Raw genomic sequence first — 20,430 nt, 5'->3', positions numbered from 1 at the left:
GTCTAAAAATTAAGACACTTTATCACCCGGTTTAGCACCGCTTTCAGGTGAAATCACCCAAACGCCATCGCCATTACCCGCAGCTAACACCATACCGTTTGAAATACCAAAACGCATCTTACGCGGTGCAAGGTTTGCAACCATCACCACCAATTTGCCTTTCAGGTCTTCTGGTTGGTAGAACTCACGAATACCGCTAAATACGTTACGTGGCTCAGCTTCGCCAACATTCAAAGTCAGTTGAAGAAGCTTATCAGAACCTTCAACCGTCGTAGCTTCAAGAACCTCTGCTACACGCAAGTCAACTTTCATAAAATCATCAATATTAATGATTTCAGCTTCGCCAACTTTAGCTTCAGGTTTCTTTTCAGCCTTCTTCTCTTTTTTCTTTTCAGCTTTTGGTGCTTCAGCAGGGGCAGCTAAAGAATCTTTAGAAGCATCGACCATAGCAGCTACAGCTTTTGGATCCACACGTTGCATTAACGGTTGGAACAACGCAATTTCATGACCGACTAATACTTGCTTACGAGATTCAAAGTTGAAGCTGTCTAACTGTAAGAAGGCTTGAACTTGCTCTGCAAGCGTAGGCAATACAGGAGCCAAGTAAACGGCCAATTGACGGAACAAGTTAATACCCACAGAACATACGTCGTGAACCTGTTGATCTTCGCCTTCAATTTTCGCGAGTGCCCAAGGCTTTTTCTCATCAATATACTGGTTGGCTTTGTCAGCCAGCGCCATGATTTCACGGATGGCTGTTGAGAATTCACGTGCTTCATAAGCTGCCGCGATTGAATCGCCTGCATCAATAAAGCTTTGTAACAGTTCAGGCTCTGCACATGTTGCAGATAATTTGTTGTCAAACTTGGTATTGATGAATTTTGCACAGCGGCTGGCAATGTTCACCACTTTACCGACTAAGTCAGAGTTTACTTTCTGAACGAAATCGTCAAGGTTTAAGTCAGAATCTTCAACTTTGTCAGAAAGTTTAGACGCGAAGTAGTAGCGTAGGTATTCAGGGTTCAAATGCTCTAAATACGTTTCAGCTTTAATGAACGTACCACGAGATTTAGACATTTTTTGACCATTTACAGTCAAGAAACCATTGACGAATAAACCTGATGGCGTACGGTAGTTTGCGCCTTCAAGCATTGCCGGCCAGAACAGCGCGTGGAAGTACACGATGTCTTTACCAATGAAGTGATAGACCTCATTTTTAGAATCTTTTTTCCAGTAATCATCAAAGCTGAGTTCAGGACGTTTGGTTTTAATGTAGTTCTCAAAACTTGACATGTAACCAATTGGCGCATCTACCCAAACATAGAAGTATTTGTTTGGTGCATCTGGAATTTCAAAACCGAAATACGGTGCGTCACGAGAGATATCCCAATCGTTTAAACCGGCTTCAAACCATTCATCCAATTTATTTGCGATAGAAACGGGCAAGCGACCTTCATCACGCGTCCATTTTTGCAGGTATTCACCAAAATTCGGAAGTTTAAAGAAGTAATGATCTGATGATTTTTCAACAGGAGCAGCACCACTTAAAGTCGATTTTGGATTCAATAATTCTGTTGCATTATAGGTTGCACCACAAACTTCACATGAGTCGCCGTATTGATCTTCTGCTTTACATTTCGGGCAGGTACCTTTAATGAAACGATCTGACAAGAACATGCCTTTTTCAGGGTCGAATAACTGTTTTACAGGACGAACTGCGATGTTGCCAGCTTCACGGTTTTTAATATAAATCTCAGATGAACGATTTTTATTTTCTTCGCTATTGGTCGAATCATAATGGTCAAAGTGAACACCGAAACCATCAAAATCACGCATATGTTCTTTTTGCACATTGGCAATTTGCGCTTCAGGCGAAATACCGTTTGCTTCAGCACGCAGCATGATTGCTGTACCGTGAGCATCATCCGCACAGACATAAGTCACGTCATGACCCATTGCACGCATGGCACGAACCCAAATATCTGCTTGGATATAACCGAGTAAGTGACCCATATGGATTGGACCATTGGCGTATGGAAGGGCGTTAGTGACTAGGATATTACGCACGGATATAACTCTCTCATTCGTATTTTATGCAAGGTGATCGATTTTACCTTAGTTGCATGCCAGATGCACAAGGGATTAGCTGAATTCTTTGCAAAAGTAGATTTTTATATATTCGCTCCTCAAGAACAGCGATAATACAAAGTTATACAGATGTGAATGAGTAGCAAGTCCATGATTGATGATGATTTTGATTTAGATGATTTCGAACGAGAAGTGACCCGAATTCCACAAAATCAGAATGCTCAGAACAAACTCGGGAAAGGCATTTTGCAAAACGCCGAGCAATATCTTCAGGAAATGTCTGCGGGTGAACATACGCATTTAATGCAGGCATTACGTCAACATGCCCAAGTTGAAGCTTATTTTGATGTACTTGCCGATTATCTGGATCAACCGGTCGATGCCAAATTTGCCAATGATGCATTAAACCTGATTCATATCTGGAGCTTGATCAATCAACATGAACAGGATGTAGCAAGCTTCGATCTTTTAGATGTGATCAATACCGATTATTTCCAAGCCGAACTGCTTGAAGCCTTTGATGCTTTGGAAATTGATGCCGAAAATAAAACACAGCGCCGTCTGGTGATTCAAGAAGCGTTTAAACTGTATCAGATGCAGTGTTTTGCAGGTTGTATCCCGCTTTTGTATGCTCAATTGGAAGGTCTATTGACCGATGTCCTGATTGAACGTGGTTTCTTAAAACAGAACCAGACCAAATTTGTCGATGTCTACAAAATTGTTCCGGGGTTAAAAGGTCATGAAATAAAGAGCTTGTGGCATAAAGCTAAAATTGCCTGTGAAATGAATGTTTATTTTGCAGAATTGGCAGCCTATAAAATGGATAGTAGCTCAACTGTGACCATGACACGCCATAATATTTTGCATGGTACGGATGTCAGTCATTTCAGCAAAGAACGCAGTTTTATCTTGTTTATCTGGCAGTTTTCAGTTGTGAGTTTTATGAGCACACTTAGAAAATAATAAAATAAAGATCATTCAATTGAATGCTGCTGATTTGAAATTCACTGAAGTAAAGCTCTGAAATGACCCACCAAATACATCATCCAAACAAAGGGTGGTGTATTTTTCTGAATGCAAAGCTTTCCTAAAGTAATGTTAATCACTCGATTTATCTGTAGATCGGAAATTAAAACAACAGTACATATTGAATGAAAGATTAACCTGAGATTTTAAGTCGATTTAGGGGGCGAGCAATTCGTGAGTTGAAGCTTGCAATTAGAGCTTATTGGGTTAAAGAACATTTGGCTTGATTACCGTTACTTACGTATCTTTTAAGTATAAATAACTGAAGATGATATAGAAAATATTCTATATATTAAGTTAATAATGAATTAACTAGGCTCTAATGATTGAGTCGGCATGAACATTTTTATTTATTAAAAGAGTGGCTAAATATAACGGAGAGAATAAATTCAATTTTCCCATTCGAATAAATAAAATATAGAACTCAGTCAGCTTGGTAGTTTTGAAGCGTCAGCGGATAGAAACTTAAAAATAAAAGAACTTACTCAGCAGAGCGAACGATCTGGTGCTGTTGAAAAAACAACACCTGAACATATTTAATTCATTGTAATAAGTTGAAAATTATATGATCTTAAGAGTGAGATTGCGGGATTGCACTCAAATTTAGATTATACAGTACAGCCGTTTATACCTGGAAAGGACGGGGTGAATCTTATAGTTCACGCCATACGTCATTTTTATCATTCAAAGAAACGGTGAAATTAAAGTTTGAATCGTCAGATACAAGTAGACCGGTAGGGGTCTGCATCACGACTTTTAAAATTGTCCCTTGTTCAAACACTAAAGGATTGCAATTTTCTTTTTGTAGAATGACTGGTTTTAATAACTCTATGACTAAATTGTCCATTTTGCTTTCCCGAGCGTTTTCCATAACTTGATAAATAATAACATGATTTGCTAGATGCTTAACCAATTTTATCAGTATTGAGAGTTAAATCAAAAAAAATCAGATGGAATGTTTATGTGATATGCACATTAAATAGGAAATTGTGGATTTGTTGAATTTTATAATTTGATTTTGCCAGTTTTTACAATTTACCCACCTGTCAAAGAAAGGAAAACTCATTAAGTCATTGGATGATTTTTTAATATTGTTTTAATTTACGAATACTAGCCTAGGCTGTCATCGGGTTCATGGCTTAAGTTTGCAATGCTGCTTTGGTGTCTCAAAAGTAGATAAGAACACATTGTTTAAATCAAGATCTGTAAGCCCTTCACCCTGAGAAAATAAAGCTTATCTTCTTTGAGCTTTGGTCTATGATGGTAATCCTCCCATAAATAACCGAAGTTAAAAGTAGAGGTTAAGCAGCCATTAAAGGTGGCTTTCCTTTGTTAGCCTGATGTGGTCTTTCATGATTGTAATGCCACAGCCAACTTGTTGCATAATCTTGTACTTCATCCAAAGTATCAAATAAATGTTTGCTCAGCCAGCTATAACGTACGGTTCTATTATAACGTTCAATATATGCATTCTGCTGTGGCTTACCTGGTTGAATATATTCAATACGTATACTGTGTTCAGTTGCCCAGCGTACAAATTCATGACTGATAAATTCAGGTCCATTGTCACATCGGATCACTAACGGTTTTTCTCGATATTCTAGTAACTGATTGAGGGTTCGAATAACTCGGATTGTAGGTAATGAGAATCCTGCTTCAATCGCTAAACCTTCTCGACGGTAATCATCAATCACATTTAATAATCGGAACTTTCGACCATCGATCAGCTGATCATGCATAAAATCCAGTGACCAGACCTGATTTTCCCGGATCGGTTCTTTCAGAGGTTCTGGTGCATGCCGTTTCAGTCTTCTTCTTGGCTTAATACGCAGGTTTAGCGCTAGTTCACAGTAAATGCGGTAAACACGCTTGTGATTCCAAGCATAATTTTCAACATGACGTAGATAAGAGAAACACAGACCAAAGCCCCAATCTGTATTTTCTTCAGTGAGTTCAATCAACTGTTCTGCAATGAGAGCATTGTCATCACTGAGTTGAGCCTGATAACGGTAGCAGGTTTCACTGATACTAAATGCACGGCAAGCTAGACGAATGCTAATGGCATGATGGGCAACTGCCTGTTGTGCCATCTTACGTCGGCAAGATGGCTTCACCACTTTTTTGCCATCGCTTCCTGAATGATTTCTGCCTTTAATCGTTCTTCTGCATACATCTTTTTAAGTCTGGTATTTTCTGCTTCCAGCTCTTTCAGCCGTGCCATCAATGATGTATCCATACCACCATATTTGGCACGCCATTTATAAAAGGTCGCATTACTCATGCCGTGTTCACGGCAAAGGGCGGCAACAGGTGTACCAGATTCAGCCTGCTTCAAGATGGACATGATTTGGCTGTCAGTAAATTTAGATGTTTTCATGCAGAATCTCCTGCTTATATCTTAAGAGAAAATTCTACTTTTAAATCCTATTATTTTTAGGGTGGATTACCTGATGAGTTGAAATGATGGAAATATCATCGATGGGTTAGTTTAAAAGTACACATTGTTTATTGAAAGATTGGGTTGTTCAATCGGATTCACGCGAAAAAACATTTCACAAACAGTGAAGAAGTTGCTACAAAGATGAAAATACTAGAATAATGGCGGATCTATCCATGGGGGCTAAAAGTCGGTTTAGTTTGAGTGGATGGCTTAGGTTGTAAATTAAAAAATAAAGGAATATCCATACGCAATGTTTAAATCTTTTTTTCCGAACCCGAAGTGGTTCTTTTTGTCGTTGGTGCTTTGGTTTTTAATCAATGTTGCTTTGTGGTATTCAGGTGGAAATAGTTGGGGAACATTTTTAGGCTTTGCACAAGGCTATCATGAGGCTGAACTGCCTATTGGCGTAAGTCGTTTTTGGACCCCTTCATTTTTATGGTTTTATCTGTGGTTTCTGGTCTCAACGGTTATTTTTGCCCTGTTCTGGAAATTTAAATCCAGTAATCCCTGGCAAGGTTGGTCAGTCTGGGGGTCTGCCTTTATTCTGTTTAATATCTGGTTTTCAGTGCAAGTCAACGTCGTGGTGAATGCGTGGTATAGCCCATTTTACGACTTGATCCAGAAAATGCTCGGCAGTGGCGGGGGAGATGTCAATTTACTTTACAGTGAAACCATGACCTTCCTGTACGTCGCGATGGTTTATGTCACGATTGCGGTATTTAACCTGTTCTTTGTCAGTCATTATATCTTCCGCTGGCGTACGGCCATGAATGACTATTACACCGCACATTGGGAACAGTTACGTTATATTGAAGGGGCTTCGCAGCGTATTCAGGAAGATACCATGCGTTTTGCCAAAACCACTGAAAGTTTGGGGGTGAGTTTCATTCAAGCCTTGATGACTTTAATGGCATTTTTACCGGTGTTATTACAATTGTCATCGCATGTGAAACAATTGCCTGTGATTGGTGAAATTCCGTATGCACTGGTTTGGGCAGCCATTAGCTGGGCGGTTTTGGGTACAGTGGTGTTGATGGTTGTGGGTTATAAATTACCCGGTTTGGAATTTAACAACCAGAGGGTTGAAGCTGCATACCGTAAGGAACTGGTCTATGGTGAAGACTATGCTGACCGTGCCGATCCACTGACCTTAAAAGAGTTATTTAGCAAAGTCCGTTTTAACTATTTCCGTTTATATTTTCACTATGCCTATTTTAATCTGGTGCGTATCTGGTATATGCAATTAGACAATCTATACGGTTTATTTGTGCTGTTCCCGAGTATTGCTGCAGGAGCGATTACGCTGGGTTTAATGATGCAGATTGCCAATGTGTTCGGTAAGGTACGTGAGTCGTTTCAGTATTTAATTGAATCTTGGCCAACGATTATTGAATTGCTTTCAATCTATAAGCGTTTAAAAGCATTTGAGTCGACTTTGCACAAGTAATATTGGCTGAAATTAAAACCCGCATCATGCGGGTTTTTTATGTGGCTTTAATATTCTAAATAGACTTAATAGTCATACCTGCACTTGAAAGGGATAAATAACAGCATTTTGAAATGATTCAGCAACACTGAAAATCGTGATTAGGATGTATATTGATAAAAAAGGTTGGGATAAAAAAGATGAAAGTTTTCTACAGTTTGATGTCTCTCATTTGTTTAACCGCGCTGAGTCCATTCACTGTGGCCCAAGATATTCAAGGCCGGTCTTTTGCTTATCTGGATTGGGAAGTGCATTGTAGCAATACCGGAACATGCCGTGCGGCAGGTTATCAACCAGACAGTGCTCAAGCGATGCCGGCTTCGATATTGCTGACGCGTCAGGCCGGGGCAAAGCAGGCAGTTCAAGGAAAATTTGCCTTATCCAGCGATGATCAAACCTTAGACAGTAAAAAACTGAACAATATTCGACTTTACCTGAATGGCAAAAATTTTGGGGTGGTCCATCTAAATCCTTCCACTCAAGCTTTAATTGGAACCCTGAATGCCCAGCAAATCAATGGATTATTACAGTACGCCCAGAAAAACCTAAAAATCATCTTTAAAAATAACCATTACACCTGGCAGGTTTCAGATGCGGGCATGACTGCGACTTTATTGAAAATGGATGATTTCCAGAAGCGTACCGGCACAGTCGGAGCATTGGTTAAAAAAGGATCGGCAAATGAATCAAAAGTTCTAGCTGCACAGCCAAAACTGGTGGTCAAAAAGGTGAACACAGCGGCAAAATCTTATTTGACCCTACAGCCAAATACGGAACAGTATCAAACCGTACATAAGCTTCTTATGGCTGCCCAACCCGAGCTTCAAGATGCTCATATATTCTGTGAAGGTATCAATGAAGAAACGGTTGCAGAACCCCAAGCCATAGAACTCTATAAACTCACCAATCATAAAGTTCTGGCAACAACGCTATGTTGGCGTGGTGCCTATAATGAAGGCTATGGTGCCTGGGTGCTGGATGAATCTTTAAAAGGCAAGGCGACCTTTGTGACCGAATTTGCTTCAGAATTTGCAACAGGTGAAATCAGCAGTGCGCAAAAGGGTCGTGGTCTTGGAGATTGCTGGGCAATGAGCCAATGGATCTGGAACGGTCAAACTTTTGTGAAAACACTGGATCGCTGGACAGGCATGTGCAAAGGTTTCCCGGGTGGAATTTGGGATCTGTATCTGATTGAAGCTGTGGTGAAGTGATTCCTAGGGTAAATAGGAAGGATGAATGATCTCGGTTGAGCATCTGTTGTTTATGAGGCGATTATTGAAAAGCGATCAGTCAGATATATATTCAAGAAAATAAAAAATCATCTTGATAAAAAAGATAAAATTGGGTCAGTTCGTAATTGAAATGGTGGAATGGCTGTAGGGATAAATTTTTAAAAGTGCGATTTAATTGTTATGTAGTTCAAATTTTCAGCATAAAACATTTGAAAATTGGCAGTTTTTAGTCAGTTTTGAATCAGAAATTCAAAAAACAATTCAGTAAAATCAATAATTAAATCAAAGTTCTGGGTTTGTTATTTTTTGTATTTTCATATACTTTCATCTCATACAGCATAATTGAGAATTGATACGTGAATTTCAGAACAATAATCTTGATTGGTGGGGTGGGCATCTCTTTACATGGCTGTACCAGTATTGACAGTTTTAACTCGGATTCAGTTAAAAATTTTGCCTCACCTCAGGAACTTATTGTTCAGAAAAATATTAATGCTGTAAATGGTCGGGCTAAAGAATATGTCTATTCTTGGGGAGCAAAGCAAAGCAATAAAGAAGTACAATCTTTATATCCAAGAAAATATTTAAATAGTTATTGTTCTGCCAAGGGTGGCAAGTTTTCCCTATTACATAAAAGTTCAATGAGTTTGGTCAAGAATCAATGGGATAAAAAACTGCTCTCTACCTATAGCAGTGTCAAGCAAGGCATAGGTGCATATAAGTGTGTGCAAAGTGATGGGAAGAGCTGGATTGTATCGATTGAACCTGTTGCTGAACGCAAATTGGATGATGGTAGTAACGCCCGTATGGTTGCACTTCAAACTAAAATCATGACGGCTTGGGACGCTCAAAAATTTTATTCCAGTGCCAATTCTTCAAATAATTCTGCCGCAAAAAAAACCACTGTAAATAATCAAACTGCTAAAAATACAGCGAGTAAAGCTGTGACTCCAAAAGAAGTCGAGCTTAAAAAAGAGGTTGAAACTAAAAAAGAAACCAAGCCTACGCCAGAATTGACAGTCAAACGGCCTGCACAGGTTGTCGAAACACCACAGCAGCAACAGCTTAAATATTATGTTGCCGCACGCCGTGATTTGAATAGTGGTAAAAATCAGGTTGCTGCCTGTAATAATGCACAACGTGCTTATAACTACGGCAAGTTACAGGGAACGGAAGGAACCAAGGTTTATACTGAATCCGGAATGGTGGTCGCGCGCTGTTTAACCAGTGTGCTAAGTTATAGCAGTCGTTTTTCTAATTCCAAAGCGCAGGCTGTCAAAATTTTGCAGAATTTGGCCAATAATTATAATCATGCTGGTGCGAAGAATATGTTGAGGCAGATCAAGTAATTTGACGGCATTAATTTTGAATTTTAAAAGACTCGTCCGGTCAGCTGGATAATTCCAATGATTGGATAGAGGCTGATCTCTAAACCAAAGCCCAGATGAATTTCATTTTGTTGCATTCGATATTTTACTTGAATGGAAAACATTATTTTTTAGTGTTTAATTCAATGTTCAGTGAGTTCGGTTTACAGAGTCATAACAGGTAAAAACCTCAGCGTTATGATACAAAGAGAATGATTTTTCACTGGAGTTCGCCTTATGTCTCGCAATGTTTTAACTACCGCTCGTCACAGCATTTCACGTATAGGCTTTTCAGCTTTGATGGCGGTTGCATTGTTGGGTTCCGCACAATTGGCGACAGCAGGGCCAACGGTCGAGCAGCTAAGTAATTGTCTGGTGAAATCGACAACTGAGACAGATAAGAAAACTGTACTGCAATGGACCTTTGTAGCTTTATCAACCCATCCGGATTTAAAAAGTTTTAGTCAAGTAACCGATGTTCAGAAAGAGCAACTGGATAAAAGCCTAGCGAACGTTTTACAGCGCATCTTGGTGGAGCAGTGTTCTGCACAAACCAAAGCCGTGATTCAGGCCGAAGGCTTGCAAGCTGTAGGCGACAGTTTTCAGGAATTAGGTCGTACTACGGGTGAAGCCATTGTGAAAAATCCTGAGGTGAATCAGCAGTTGAAAGGTGTATTGCGTTATGTCGACCTGAATAAGATGGTGATGACGTTTTTAACGCCTGATGTGTGGAATAAGTTGGGGGCAATTAGGAAGTAAATTCTCTCTTTTTTGAATCAAAATTTAGAAAAACTACTTACCAATTTCATAAGAATCCTCTCCCTAACCCTCTCCTAAAAGGAGAGGGTATTTTCATTGTGGATCAAATACTATCTGAGTTAGAAATAGAAGCTCCCTCTCCCTTAGGGAGAGGGCTGGGGTGAGGGGGAAATTAAATAAGATCAGGATAAAACTTCTCATATTCCTCATTCACCGCTTCACCTCGCAGCAAATAGCCTTTCGGTTGTATATAACTATAAATTTCCCGCGAAGGTTGTTCATGCCAACCAATATTAAAAGCACACAGTTTTGGGAAAAATGTCATGTGGCTATAGTTCAAATTGTTATGAATCTAATACGCCAATTGTTGCCAGTTGCTTTGGTCTTTTTTATATAGCTCTAAAAAAAGAGGGAATGACAATACACGTCGTTGCACCGTAGCCTTTTTCATCAGGGTAGTCCCAAATGTGGCTGGCAAAGTTTTTCTCATTGCTTGCGCAGTTATGTCCTTTTTCGTTGCCAAGTTGGTTCACGCTTGGAGATCGATACGCAGAACGAATGGCAATGTCAGGATGTTCGGGGAAGTTGGGTACGCCGTACCAGTTTGCGATTTCGCTATACAGGAAATCACGCATAAAGAAGGACTTTGATAATTGAATTCGTCCTAAGTCTTCGAGTTTGGCGATAGAAGATACTTTTTTGATGGTCATGTTGTTTAATAAATCATTGTTTATGATAGATTACCTCAAAATTTGAGAGGGATGGTAATGACTTATTTTTCTATAGATGAATCAATTGAAAATATTAAAAATCCATATACAAAAGAATTGTTCAAGGAAGTATATTCTTCATATGCAATGGGTAATTATCGTTCCGCTACAGTTATGCTATGGTCTGTTGTTGTGACAGATCTTGTTCATAAATTGAAGGAGTTAGATAGTGTTTATAATGACCCTAAAGCATTACAAATATTAGACTATATTAGGTTTGAGCAGAGTAAAGATTCTACTTCCTCAAAATGGGAACTTGAGACTGTTAAAAAGTTTCACAAAGAGATAAATTTTTTAGAAACCTTTGAGGTTTCTAATTTAGAATATTTACAAAATATGAGGCATGTTTCAGCACATCCAGTAATTACTTCAACAGATTTGTTACATTCACCTACAAAAGAAACAGTTTATAGCCTTATTAGAAATGCATTAGAAAGTGTTTTGACTAAAGAGGCTTTGTTTTCATCAAAAATTCTTGATGTTGTTTTTTCAGATTTGAATACTGTAAAAAATACATTAGTAACTTTTGAAGATCGTGAACGCTATTTTATTCATAAATTCCTAAATAAAATGCCAAATGTCCTTGTTATTAAGTTAATAAAGACTTTGTGGAAATTCATTTTCAAGGCTAACGATTTGGATATTAAGGCTAATAGGTCAATCAATCTTGATATATTGGAAGTTATTCTAAAAAATAGAAGGGTGTTATTTTTAGAATTTTTGCAAAATGAAAAAAAATTTATTTCAGATCTAAAGCTGGAAGATGATTTGAAAGAAGCATTACTTGATTTTCTTATAAAAAATAGATTTATAGTTAATTTTTTTGAAGAGGAATGTGTTCAGACTATTTATGCAATTATTGATGATCAAAATTCTGAAAAAAAATATCAAATTATAAAACATCAACGAATAATTGATTATATTAATTATTTGCGAACAACTGATACAAGGAATTTTATTATAACTAATTTAGAAATTCTTGAAAAGAATCTATTGAAAATAGTTGTATAAAAGAGTTTTATGATCTTTGTGTATATGGATATTGTCAGTCAAGTTCATATGCTGAAGCTGATAGGATGTTTGCGAAATTAATTACACCATATTTAAATAAATTTACTTTGGTTCAATTAATAACTCTAATAGATGATGCAAATAATAATTCTCAGTGTTGTGATCGTTGGAATAATAAGTCCGAACATCAGTCTGTTAAAACAGCGATAACCAGTTTAGATCCGAATTTTGACTTTACTCCTTATACTAATTTTTTAAAAGAAAACCCGCTCTAAAGCGGGTTTTCTTTTAAAGAAAGATCAGATCAACCAATCAATTTCTTCATCAACTCATTCACTTGCGCAGGGTTCGCTTTCCCTTTTGCAGCTTTCATCACTTGACCAACAAGACCGTTGAAAGCTTTCTCTTTACCAGATTTATACTCTTCAACCATTTTCTCGTTAGCAGCAAACACTTCCTTAATAATCGCTTCAATCGCGCCTGTATCAGTTTCCTGTTTCAAGCCTTTTTCCGCAATAATCTCGTCCGCAGATTTGCCTTCGTCCCACATAAAGCCGAATACTTGCTTCGCGATCTTACCGTTAATGGTGTTGTCCACAATACGTGCGATCATACCGCCAAGTTTTTCAGCCGATACAGGAGAGTCCGCCAAATCTAAGCCTGCTTTGTTTAAAGCACCCGAGAATTCGCCCATCACCCAGTTTGCAGATACTTTACCTTGCGCAGCGCCACCAGCAGCTTTAACCACTTCTTCGTAAAACTCTGACATTTCACGTGTCAGGGTAAGAACGTGTGCATCATACTCAGTCACACCAAAGTCAGCTACAAAGCGCTCACGACGTGCCGCAGGAAGCTCAGGCATGGTTGCTTTAATCGCTTCGATTTGCTCATCTGCAATCACCACAGGCAACAAGTCTGGGTCAGGGAAGTAGCGGTAATCGTTCGCTTCTTCTTTCGAACGCATTGAACGCGTTTCCATCTTCACAGGGTCGAATAAACGTGTTTCCTGATCAATGGTGCCGTCCCATTCCAGAATTTCCATTTGACGTTCAATTTCAACATTGATCGCTTGTTCAATGAAACGGAATGAGTTCAAGTTTTTCAATTCACAACGTGTACCAAATGGCTGACCCGGACGACGTAAAGAAACGTTACAGTCACAACGGAACGAACCTTCCGCCATGTTACCGTCAGAAATACCCAACCAGCGCACAAGCGTGTGAATCGCTTTGATGTAGGCAACCGCTTCTTCAACCGATCGCATATCCGGTTCAGATACGATTTCAAGTAACGGTGTACCGGCACGGTTTAAGTCGATACCTGACATACCTTCGAACTGGTCATGAATCGATTTACCTGCATCTTCCTCAAGGTGCGCACGGGTCACGCCAATGCGTTTAACCGTGCCATCTTCAAGTTGAATGTCGATATGCCCCAAGCCCACGATCGGGTTGTCCATCTGGCTAATTTGATAGCCTTTTGGAGAATCCGGATAGAAATAGTTTTTACGTGCAAATACAGATGCTTTGTCAATATACGCATCGATACCTAAACCAAAGCGAATCGCAAGATCAACCACTGCTTTGTTCAGTACCGGCAATACACCCGGCATTGCAAGGTCTACAAGGCTCGCCTGCGTGTTCGGATCGTTACCAAATACAGTCGAAGAGCCTGAGAAGATTTTAGAATTGGTTGCAAGCTGAGTGTGAATTTCGATACCAATAACAACTTCCCAACCATCAATCAGGTTAGATTTTGGTTTAGCAGCGTTCTTAGACATTATGCGTTCTCCTCAGCAATTGCAGCGCGTTTGGTATGCCAATCCGTTGCTTGTTGGTATTGATGCACCACAGACAACAATTGAGATTCTGACCAGTAATTACCAATCAACTGTAAGCCAACAGGTAAATTGTCTTTGTCAAAACCAACAGGCGCGTTAATCGCAGGAAGACCTGCAAGGTTTACCGCGATGGTGTAGATGTCACCGAGGTACATTTCAACTGGTGTGAGGTTCGCACCAATTTTGTAAGCTGTGGTTGGTGCAGAAGGAGCAGCAATTACGTCTACAGATTCAAATGCTTTCAAGAAATCTTGCTGGATTAAACGACGTACTTTTTGTGCTTTCACATAGTAAGCATCATAATAACCGGCAGAAAGTGCATAAGTCCCAATCAGGATACGACGTTGCACTTCCGGACCAAAACCTTCTGAACGTGAACGCTTGTACAAATCTGTTAAATCAACAGGATTTTCACAGCGGTAGCCATAACGCACCCCATCAAAACGCTGTAAGTTAGATGATGCCTCAGCAGGCGCAATCAGGTAATATGTCGGAACATAAGCGTCAGTCATGTTGAGATCAATCTCAACCAGAGTCGCGCCCATTTCTTCCAGTTTTTTCAATGATTCTTCAACACGTGCTTTAACGTCCGCATCTAAGCCGGCAACATTGAAGTACTGTTTTGGAATACCAATGCGTAACCCTTTCACCGAAGTGCCGTTCAAGTTCGCAACGTAATCATCAACGTCTTGATCCATCGAGGTTGAATCTTTGGCATCGTGGCCAGCCATCACGTTCATGAGGTAGGCACAGTCTTCAGCCGAACGCGCCATCGGGCCGCCTTGGTCTAAAGAGGATGCATAGGCGATCATTCCGAAACGAGACACACGACCATAAGTCGGTTTTAAGCCTGTAAGACCACAGAAAGATGCAGGTTGGCGAATTGAACCACCTGTGTCAGTACCAGTTGCAAATGGTGCAAGGTCAGCTGCTACAGCTGCCGCAGAACCACCTGAAGAACCACCCGGAACATGATCCAGTGCCCACGGGTTTTTGGTTGCGCCAAAGTAAGACGACTCAGAGGTCGAACCCATGGCGAATTCGTCCATGTTCACCTTACCTAAAGTCACCAAACCTGCAACTTTACCTTTCGCTACAACGGTTGCGTCGTAAGGAGAGATAAAGTTGTCCAGCATTTTAGAACCGGCAGTGGTTTTAATGCCTTGGGTACAGAAAATATCTTTGTGGGCAACGGGAACACCAGTGAGTACATTGGCCATTCCGGATTTGCGCAGGGCATCCGCAGCATCTGCTTGAGCTAAGGCTTGTTCAGGCGTAACTGTGACATAACTTTGTACTTGGGCATCGATTTTTTCAATGCGTTTTAAATAATGTTCGGTGAGTTCACGAGACGAGAATTTAGAGCCAGCTAAACCCTCAGAAAGTTCACGAATCGATAAGCGATGTAAATCTGTCATGAGAAATAATTCTTTACGTTTAATTTAACAAAAATGGTTTGACTGATTGGAAATTATTCAATCACGCGTGGAACAAGGTACAAGCCATCTTGAGTTGCAGGTGCAACAGCTTGATATTCTTCACGATGATTTTGTTCAGAAACCACGTCTTCACGTAAGGGTTGCGGATGGTCAAATGGGCTTTTAAGCGGCTCGACACCTTCAGTGTCAATGCCTTTTAAGGTTTCCATCATGCCTAAAATTTTATTTAGACTTTGAGCATATTCAGCAGATTGCGTATCATCTAGCGACAATCGTGCAAGATTGGCGATTGCTGAAACTGTTTGTGCATTTAAATCTGCAGAATGCTGTGCATCCGTTGTAGACATAACATCACCTGATCAGTATTAAAAAAATTCAAAATATCGTGCGTTATAATAAGCGATTGACTTGTTCAAATCATCACATTTAGTTAAAGTTGCCACCTTGCGTCCACATAAAGTTTAATCGAGAACGTCTCCGTGATTCTAAAAAGACTAATTGGCTTGTTTTCGCCCGATCTAGCCATTGATTTAGGTACAGCAAATACACTTATTTATGCACCAGGACGAGGCATTATATTAAATGAACCGACAGTTGTGGCAATTCGTCATAGTGGTTCACAAAAAATCGTTGCCGCGGTAGGTCTTGATGCAAAGCAAATGCTGGGTCGTACTCCTGCGAATATTACCGCAATCCGTCCCATGAAAGATGGTGTGATTGCCGATTTTGAAGTGACTGAAACCATGCTGAACCAGTTTATTGGTAAAGTGCATGAAAGACGTCTATTTCCACCTGCACCGCGTGTTGTGGTTTGTGTGCCGTGCAAATCGACACTGGTTGAGCGCCGTGCCATCCGTGAAGCGGTGTTTAATGCCGGTGCACGTGATGTTCGCTTAATTGAAGAGCCAATGGCTGCTGCAATTGGTGCGGGTATGCCGGTTGAACAAGCATGTGGTTCAATGGTGGTTGATGTTGGTGGTGGTACCACTGAAATTGCCATTATTTCATTACAAGGCTGTGTCTATGCAGACTCGCTACGTATTGGTGGTGATGTATTTGATGAACAGATCATTAACTACGTACGTAAAGCACATGGTTGCGTGATTGGTGAAACCACTGCTGAAGTGATTAAAAAAGAAGTGGGTATGGCATTGCCGGATGAAGGCGCTAAACCACTCGAAATCGAAGTTCGTGGTCGTAACCTGGCAGAAGGTGTGCCTCGTGCAATTACCGTGACTTCTGATGAAATCATGCAAGCCATTTCTGACCCATTACAAAATATTGTGTCTGCGGTGAAATCTGCACTTGAACAAACCCCGCCTGAATTGTCATCAGACATTGCAGAGCGCGGTATTGTATTGACAGGTGGCGGCGCATTATTACGTAACCTCGATAAACTGCTTGCACAAGAAACAGGCTTGCCTGTGGTTGTCGCAGAAGATCCTTTAACTTGCGTGACGCGTGGTGGCGGTAAAGTCTTAGAATTCTTTGATAACCCAAATCATGACATGCTATTTGTAGGCTAAGTTAAGGACCAGGCGGGTGCAAACAAATCTGTTTTCTAGACAACCGCCATCTTTTCGCTCATTTATCATTGCGGTTATCACATGCTGGGTTGTGCTGTTTTTTAACTGGCGCATGCCACATGTGATTCAGCCCGCACGTGATGTCTTGTATGCGGCATATAATCCGATTTATGCTTTAGCAAGTTATCCAGTGTTATCGCGAGAATGGCTAAATCAACAAACCAAGTCTGAAGCCCAGTTACGTCGTGAAAATACCGCGATGCAAGCCGAGCTTTTACAGGCACAAGTTCGTCTGCAAAAATTATCTGAGCTTTCTGCTGAAAATACCCGTCTAAGAGGCTTACTCGATACGCCGCTGATTATTGATGGACGTATGGAAATTGCAGAGGTAATTGGTACAGATGCAGATCCACTCAGACATATTATTGTGATTAACCGTGGTGCAAGCAGCCAGCTCAAAGTCGGTCAAACGGTTTTGGATGACAAAGGCATTATGGGGCAAATTATCGATGTCTATCCGCATAGTAGCCGGATCATGTTGTTGTCCGATAAAGAGCATTCTCTATCTGTACGTTTAGAACATACCGGAATGCGTGCCATTGTCACCGGTACAGGTGATTTAGGTCATTTGAAAATGGAATATGTTCCAACCAGTGCCAACATCAAAGTCGGTGAGAAAGTGTATAGCTCAGGTTTGGGCGCACATTTCCCTGCGGGTTACTTAGTGGGAACAGTGTCTAAAGTGAATCGACATAATTCGGGTGAATTTGCCAAAATTGAAGTTATTCCAGCCGCTCAACTGGCAGGGGGACATCATGTGGTGGTGCTGTTTTCGGATTCTTTAGCGATGGAGCAACCGAATGTCGATCGCTAAGCTACGTTCTGAAAATAAACGTGATCCTCTTATTGCCATTATTGTTTCAGTCATTATCTGTTCAGTACTGATTGTTTATCCATTGTCCTATGCTATTTCAGGTGCACGTCCATTATTCATGTTGCTGGTCATGCTGTTTTGGATCATGTGCCAGCCGACATGGTGCGGGATCTGGTTTGCCTTTGCGACCGGTATTTTTACCGATCTTCTGGTTGACGCACCCTTGGGGATGAATGCTTTAACATTTGTGATGATCACTTTTATCGCCAGATTTTTAACCCGGGAACGACGCATTTTGACCTTTGCTAATCTCTGGGTCATTAGTTTCTTGGCCGTGTTGGCGCATTTGTTTATGACCTGGGTGGCTCAAATTATGGGCGGTTTGCAATTTTCGATTGCAAGACACTGGCAGCCCTTATTGAGCAGCATTTTAGTTTTCCCTGTTATTTATTTTCTCTTAAGAAAATGGCGCATTTAATTCTCGCTTCGAGTTCTCCGCGCCGTCGAGAGCTACTTCAGCAACTCGGACTAGAATTTGAAATTTTTAGTCCAGAGATTGATGAGTCAGCTTTAGCAGGCGAGGGCGTTGCAGCCTATGTGGAACGTCTCGCATGCAGCAAAGCTCAAGTGGTCTTGGATCAATTTCCCGATGCCATTGTTATTGCAGCTGACACCAGTTTAGGCGTCGATAATCAAATTTTAGGTAAACCTGAATCTAAACAACATGCTTTTGAAATGTGGCAACGCATTTCAGGTCGTAAACATGATGTATTTTCAGGTGTTTGCGTACGTACAACCACAGAAAAATCAAGTATAGTGGTACGAACGCAGGTTGAGTTTCAACAATTAAGTCTCGATGATATGGAAAGTTATTGGGCGACAGGCGAACCTGTAGGTAAGGCGGGAGCTTATGCCATTCAGGGGATTGCAGCACGTTATATTCCTCGCATAGAAGGAAGTTATAGTAATGTTGTGGGCTTACCTCTATATGAGACAGTACAGTTATTACAGTCGGTTAAGGCACTAAATTAACGGCTGAAAAAAGAATTTTTATAATGTTTTGAGTCTTATTATGTCTGACGAGTTGTTGATTAACGTCACACCTATGGAATGTCGGGTGGCCTTAATCCAAAATGGTACGGTCAATGAACTATTTGTAGAGCGCACGGTTAAACGTGGTTTGGTTGGAAATATATACAAAGGCAAAGTTGTTCGCGTTTTGCCGGGTATGCAAGCCGCGTTTGTAGATATTGGTTTATCTCGTACCGCATTTTTGCATATTAACGATATGGTTTGGCCGCGTAATCAACCGACCCCCAATGTTTTTGAATTGCTCCAACCGGGTCAGATCCTCACTGTTCAAGTGATGAAAGACATGCTCGGCACCAAAGGGGCGCGTTTAAGTACCGACCTTTCTATTCCTTCGCGTTATCTGGTTTTGATGCCTTATGGTCATCATATTGGCGTTTCACAGCGTATCGAGTCTGAACAGGAACGTGATCGCTTACGTTCGATGATTGAAGGCATTCAGGCTCAACATAAGCTACCGGGCAGTGTCATTGTACGCACCGCTGCTGAAGGTATTCCAGAATCAGAAATTGCCCAGGATATGGCGTATTTGGCCAAGCTTTGGGAGTTTATTCAGCGCAAGCAAACCAGCATCGCTGTACCTTCACTGATTTTTGAAGAGCTTCCGCTTCCGCAACGGGTGATTCGTGATTTAGCCAATGAAGATACGGCCAAAATTTCAGTGGATTCGCGTGAAATTCATGCCAAGTTGCAAGAATTTGTCGAAGAATTTGTACCCAGTATGCAAACGAGACTGGTGCACTACCCAGGTGAACGTCCTATTTTCGACCTGTACAATGTAGAAGAAGATATTCAAAAAGCGCTACAAACGCGTGTAGCCCTCAAGTCTGGCGGATATTTGATGCTGGACCAGACTGAAGCGATGACCACGATTGATGTCAATACCGGTTCATATGTTGGTGGTCGGACACTGGAAGACACGGTGTTCAAAACCAATATGGAAGCGACGCAAGTGATTGCACGTCAGCTGCGTTTGCGTAATTTGGGTGGCATTATCATTATCGACTTCATTGATATGCAGGAGGCGCAGCATCGTGAAGAAGTAATGAGCCAGTTTGAGCGCATGCTGGAACGTGATCATGCCAAAACCAAAATCACGCAAGTATCCGAGCTTGGCTTGGTCGAAATGACCCGTAAGCGTACCCGTGAATCTTTAGAACACTTGTTATGTGAATCATGTTCAACCTGCCAGGGACGTGGCTATGTGAAAACTGCAGAGACGGTGTGTTACGAAATTTTTAGAGAAATTTTGAGATATGCACGCGCTTTTGAATCAAAAAGTGAATTTACCGTTGTTGCGCACCCTTTGGTGATTGACCGATTGTTAACAGCCGAAGCACCGGCAGTGGCCGATTTAGAGCACTTTATAGGGCGTATGATCAAGTTTCAGGTGGAAAATCTATATACGCAAGAGCAATACGATATCATTCTGAGTTGAAATTGTAACAGAATATCGTTAAATACTTGTTACATCTGAAATTTT

The 20,430-nt window shown here is 40.7% G+C and carries 19 protein-coding genes; 11 read left to right on the top strand and 8 right to left on the bottom strand.

Annotated elements, in window-relative coordinates; translation table 11 throughout:
• Window positions 1-9 precede the first annotated feature (9 nt).
• The gene (gene metG / locus HLH18_RS00810; RefSeq protein ID WP_131291340.1) at window positions 10-2,067 is read right to left on the bottom strand and encodes a methionine--tRNA ligase; all 2,058 of its coding nucleotides are present in this window, start codon (window positions 2,065-2,067) and stop codon (window positions 10-12) included.
• Window positions 2,068-2,238: 171 nt separating this feature from the next.
• Between metG and HLH18_RS00805 the strand changes: the two genes are divergently transcribed.
• Window positions 2,239-3,051 carry a hypothetical protein gene (locus tag HLH18_RS00805; protein WP_171545459.1) on the top strand — a complete coding sequence of 271 codons (813 nt, stop codon included), beginning with the start codon at window positions 2,239-2,241 and terminating at the stop codon, window positions 3,049-3,051.
• Between the two features lie 715 nt (window positions 3,052-3,766).
• Here the strand turns inward: HLH18_RS00805 and HLH18_RS00800 are convergent.
• Window positions 3,767-3,961 (bottom strand): hypothetical protein, encoded by a 195-nt coding sequence (locus HLH18_RS00800; RefSeq protein ID WP_171545458.1) that lies wholly within the window; start codon window positions 3,959-3,961, stop codon window positions 3,767-3,769.
• Between the two features lie 454 nt (window positions 3,962-4,415).
• Window positions 4,416-5,491 (bottom strand): IS3 family transposase gene (locus HLH18_RS00795; protein ID WP_171529913.1). Its coding sequence is split into 2 segments (ribosomal slippage): window positions 4,416-5,239 and window positions 5,239-5,491, totalling 1,077 coding nucleotides; the frame shifts between segments, so codons are not numbered across the junction.
• A 313-nt stretch (window positions 5,492-5,804) separates the two neighbouring features.
• Between HLH18_RS00795 and sbmA the strand changes: the two genes are divergently transcribed.
• From sbmA to HLH18_RS00775, 4 genes are all read left to right on the top strand, one after another.
• Window positions 5,805-7,001, top strand: a complete 1,197-nt coding sequence (gene sbmA, locus HLH18_RS00790; RefSeq protein WP_171545457.1) for a peptide antibiotic transporter SbmA — start codon at window positions 5,805-5,807, stop codon at window positions 6,999-7,001.
• A 179-nt stretch (window positions 7,002-7,180) separates the two neighbouring features.
• Window positions 7,181-8,251, top strand: a complete 1,071-nt coding sequence (locus HLH18_RS00785) for a DUF1176 domain-containing protein (RefSeq protein WP_171545456.1) — start codon at window positions 7,181-7,183, stop codon at window positions 8,249-8,251.
• 377 nt (window positions 8,252-8,628) lie between these two features.
• Window positions 8,629-9,621: a hypothetical protein gene (locus HLH18_RS00780; protein ID WP_171545455.1), complete on the top strand. Its 993-nt coding sequence runs from the start codon at window positions 8,629-8,631 to the stop codon at window positions 9,619-9,621.
• A gap of 255 nt (window positions 9,622-9,876) precedes the next feature.
• Window positions 9,877-10,398 carry a hypothetical protein gene (locus tag HLH18_RS00775; protein ID WP_171545454.1) on the top strand — a complete coding sequence of 174 codons (522 nt, stop codon included), beginning with the start codon at window positions 9,877-9,879 and terminating at the stop codon, window positions 10,396-10,398.
• A gap of 172 nt (window positions 10,399-10,570) precedes the next feature.
• Here the strand turns inward: HLH18_RS00775 and HLH18_RS15905 are convergent, their stop codons facing one another.
• Together HLH18_RS15905 and HLH18_RS15900 are read right to left on the bottom strand one after the other, a co-directional pair.
• Window positions 10,571-10,723 (bottom strand): hypothetical protein, encoded by a 153-nt coding sequence (locus HLH18_RS15905; RefSeq protein WP_250852344.1) that lies wholly within the window; start codon window positions 10,721-10,723, stop codon window positions 10,571-10,573.
• Between the two features lie 64 nt (window positions 10,724-10,787).
• Entirely contained in the window at window positions 10,788-11,108 is a 321-nt protein-coding gene (locus HLH18_RS15900) for a hypothetical protein (protein WP_250852343.1), read from the bottom strand.
• Between the two features lie 57 nt (window positions 11,109-11,165).
• On the opposite strand from HLH18_RS15900, the gene HLH18_RS00765 reads away from it, so the two are divergent.
• Complete coding sequence (locus HLH18_RS00765) at window positions 11,166-12,179, top strand: hypothetical protein (protein WP_171545453.1); 1,014 nt, start codon at window positions 11,166-11,168, stop codon at window positions 12,177-12,179.
• Between the two features lie 304 nt (window positions 12,180-12,483).
• Here HLH18_RS00765 and gatB read toward each other — a convergent pair whose 3' ends face one another.
• Genes gatB through gatC form a run of 3 tightly spaced genes read right to left on the bottom strand, consistent with a single transcriptional unit; the run spans window position 12,484 to window position 15,805 of the window.
• A complete protein-coding gene (gene gatB, locus HLH18_RS00760) occupies window positions 12,484-13,959 on the bottom strand; it encodes an Asp-tRNA(Asn)/Glu-tRNA(Gln) amidotransferase subunit GatB (protein ID WP_171545452.1) in 1,476 nt (491 codons plus the stop codon).
• Window positions 13,959-15,437: an Asp-tRNA(Asn)/Glu-tRNA(Gln) amidotransferase subunit GatA gene (gene gatA / locus HLH18_RS00755; protein ID WP_171545451.1), complete on the bottom strand. Its 1,479-nt coding sequence runs from the start codon at window positions 15,435-15,437 to the stop codon at window positions 13,959-13,961. Before gatA ends, gatB begins: the two co-directional genes overlap by 1 nt.
• 53 nt (window positions 15,438-15,490) lie before the next feature.
• Window positions 15,491-15,805: an Asp-tRNA(Asn)/Glu-tRNA(Gln) amidotransferase subunit GatC gene (gene gatC, locus HLH18_RS00750; RefSeq protein ID WP_067863027.1), complete on the bottom strand. Its 315-nt coding sequence runs from the start codon at window positions 15,803-15,805 to the stop codon at window positions 15,491-15,493.
• 132 nt (window positions 15,806-15,937) lie between these two features.
• Here gatC and HLH18_RS00745 point away from each other — a divergent pair, with 132 nt between their 5' ends.
• Genes HLH18_RS00745 through rng form a run of 5 tightly spaced genes read left to right on the top strand, consistent with a single transcriptional unit; the run spans window position 15,938 to window position 20,385 of the window.
• Window positions 15,938-16,984, top strand: coding sequence for a rod shape-determining protein (locus tag HLH18_RS00745; protein ID WP_171545450.1), 1,047 nt, complete (start codon window positions 15,938-15,940; stop codon window positions 16,982-16,984).
• A gap of 16 nt (window positions 16,985-17,000) precedes the next feature.
• Entirely contained in the window at window positions 17,001-17,858 is an 858-nt protein-coding gene (gene mreC / locus HLH18_RS00740; RefSeq protein WP_171545449.1) for a rod shape-determining protein MreC, read from the top strand.
• Entirely contained in the window at window positions 17,845-18,336 is a 492-nt protein-coding gene (mreD, locus tag HLH18_RS00735; protein WP_171545448.1) for a rod shape-determining protein MreD, read from the top strand. The genes mreC and mreD overlap by 14 nt, the downstream gene beginning before the upstream one ends.
• Window positions 18,324-18,890 carry a Maf-like protein gene (locus tag HLH18_RS00730; protein WP_171545447.1) on the top strand — a complete coding sequence of 189 codons (567 nt, stop codon included), beginning with the start codon at window positions 18,324-18,326 and terminating at the stop codon, window positions 18,888-18,890. Before mreD ends, HLH18_RS00730 begins: the two co-directional genes overlap by 13 nt.
• Window positions 18,891-18,930: 40 nt before the next feature.
• A complete protein-coding gene (rng, locus tag HLH18_RS00725) occupies window positions 18,931-20,385 on the top strand; it encodes a ribonuclease G (RefSeq protein WP_171545446.1) in 1,455 nt (484 codons plus the stop codon).
• The last annotated feature ends 45 nt before the right edge of the window (window positions 20,386-20,430 follow it).

This window comes from Acinetobacter sp. ANC 5414 (assembly GCF_013004295.1).
Lineage (GTDB): Bacteria > Pseudomonadota > Gammaproteobacteria > Pseudomonadales > Moraxellaceae > Acinetobacter.
This window is presented reverse-complemented; position numbering and strand designations above follow the sequence as displayed.

Coding starts and splice junctions, on each gene's coding strand:
- HLH18_RS00805 (WP_171545459.1), top strand. CDS start 2,239: ATGATTGATGATGATTTTGATTTAGATGATTTCGAACGAGAAGTGACC.
- HLH18_RS00800 (WP_171545458.1), bottom strand. CDS start 3,961: ATGGACAATTTAGTCATAGAGTTATTAAAACCAGTCATTCTACAAAAA.
- sbmA (WP_171545457.1), top strand. CDS start 5,805: ATGTTTAAATCTTTTTTTCCGAACCCGAAGTGGTTCTTTTTGTCGTTG.
- HLH18_RS00785 (WP_171545456.1), top strand. CDS start 7,181: ATGAAAGTTTTCTACAGTTTGATGTCTCTCATTTGTTTAACCGCGCTG.
- HLH18_RS00775 (WP_171545454.1), top strand. CDS start 9,877: ATGTCTCGCAATGTTTTAACTACCGCTCGTCACAGCATTTCACGTATA.
- HLH18_RS15905 (WP_250852344.1), bottom strand. CDS start 10,723: ATGACATTTTTCCCAAAACTGTGTGCTTTTAATATTGGTTGGCATGAA.
- HLH18_RS15900 (WP_250852343.1), bottom strand. CDS start 11,108: ATGACCATCAAAAAAGTATCTTCTATCGCCAAACTCGAAGACTTAGGA.
- HLH18_RS00765 (WP_171545453.1), top strand. CDS start 11,166: ATGACTTATTTTTCTATAGATGAATCAATTGAAAATATTAAAAATCCA.
- gatB (WP_171545452.1), bottom strand. CDS start 13,959: ATGTCTAAGAACGCTGCTAAACCAAAATCTAACCTGATTGATGGTTGG.
- gatA (WP_171545451.1), bottom strand. CDS start 15,437: ATGACAGATTTACATCGCTTATCGATTCGTGAACTTTCTGAGGGTTTA.
- gatC (WP_067863027.1), bottom strand. CDS start 15,805: ATGTCTACAACGGATGCACAGCATTCTGCAGATTTAAATGCACAAACA.
- mreD (WP_171545448.1), top strand. CDS start 17,845: ATGTCGATCGCTAAGCTACGTTCTGAAAATAAACGTGATCCTCTTATT.
- HLH18_RS00730 (WP_171545447.1), top strand. CDS start 18,324: ATGGCGCATTTAATTCTCGCTTCGAGTTCTCCGCGCCGTCGAGAGCTA.
- rng (WP_171545446.1), top strand. CDS start 18,931: ATGTCTGACGAGTTGTTGATTAACGTCACACCTATGGAATGTCGGGTG.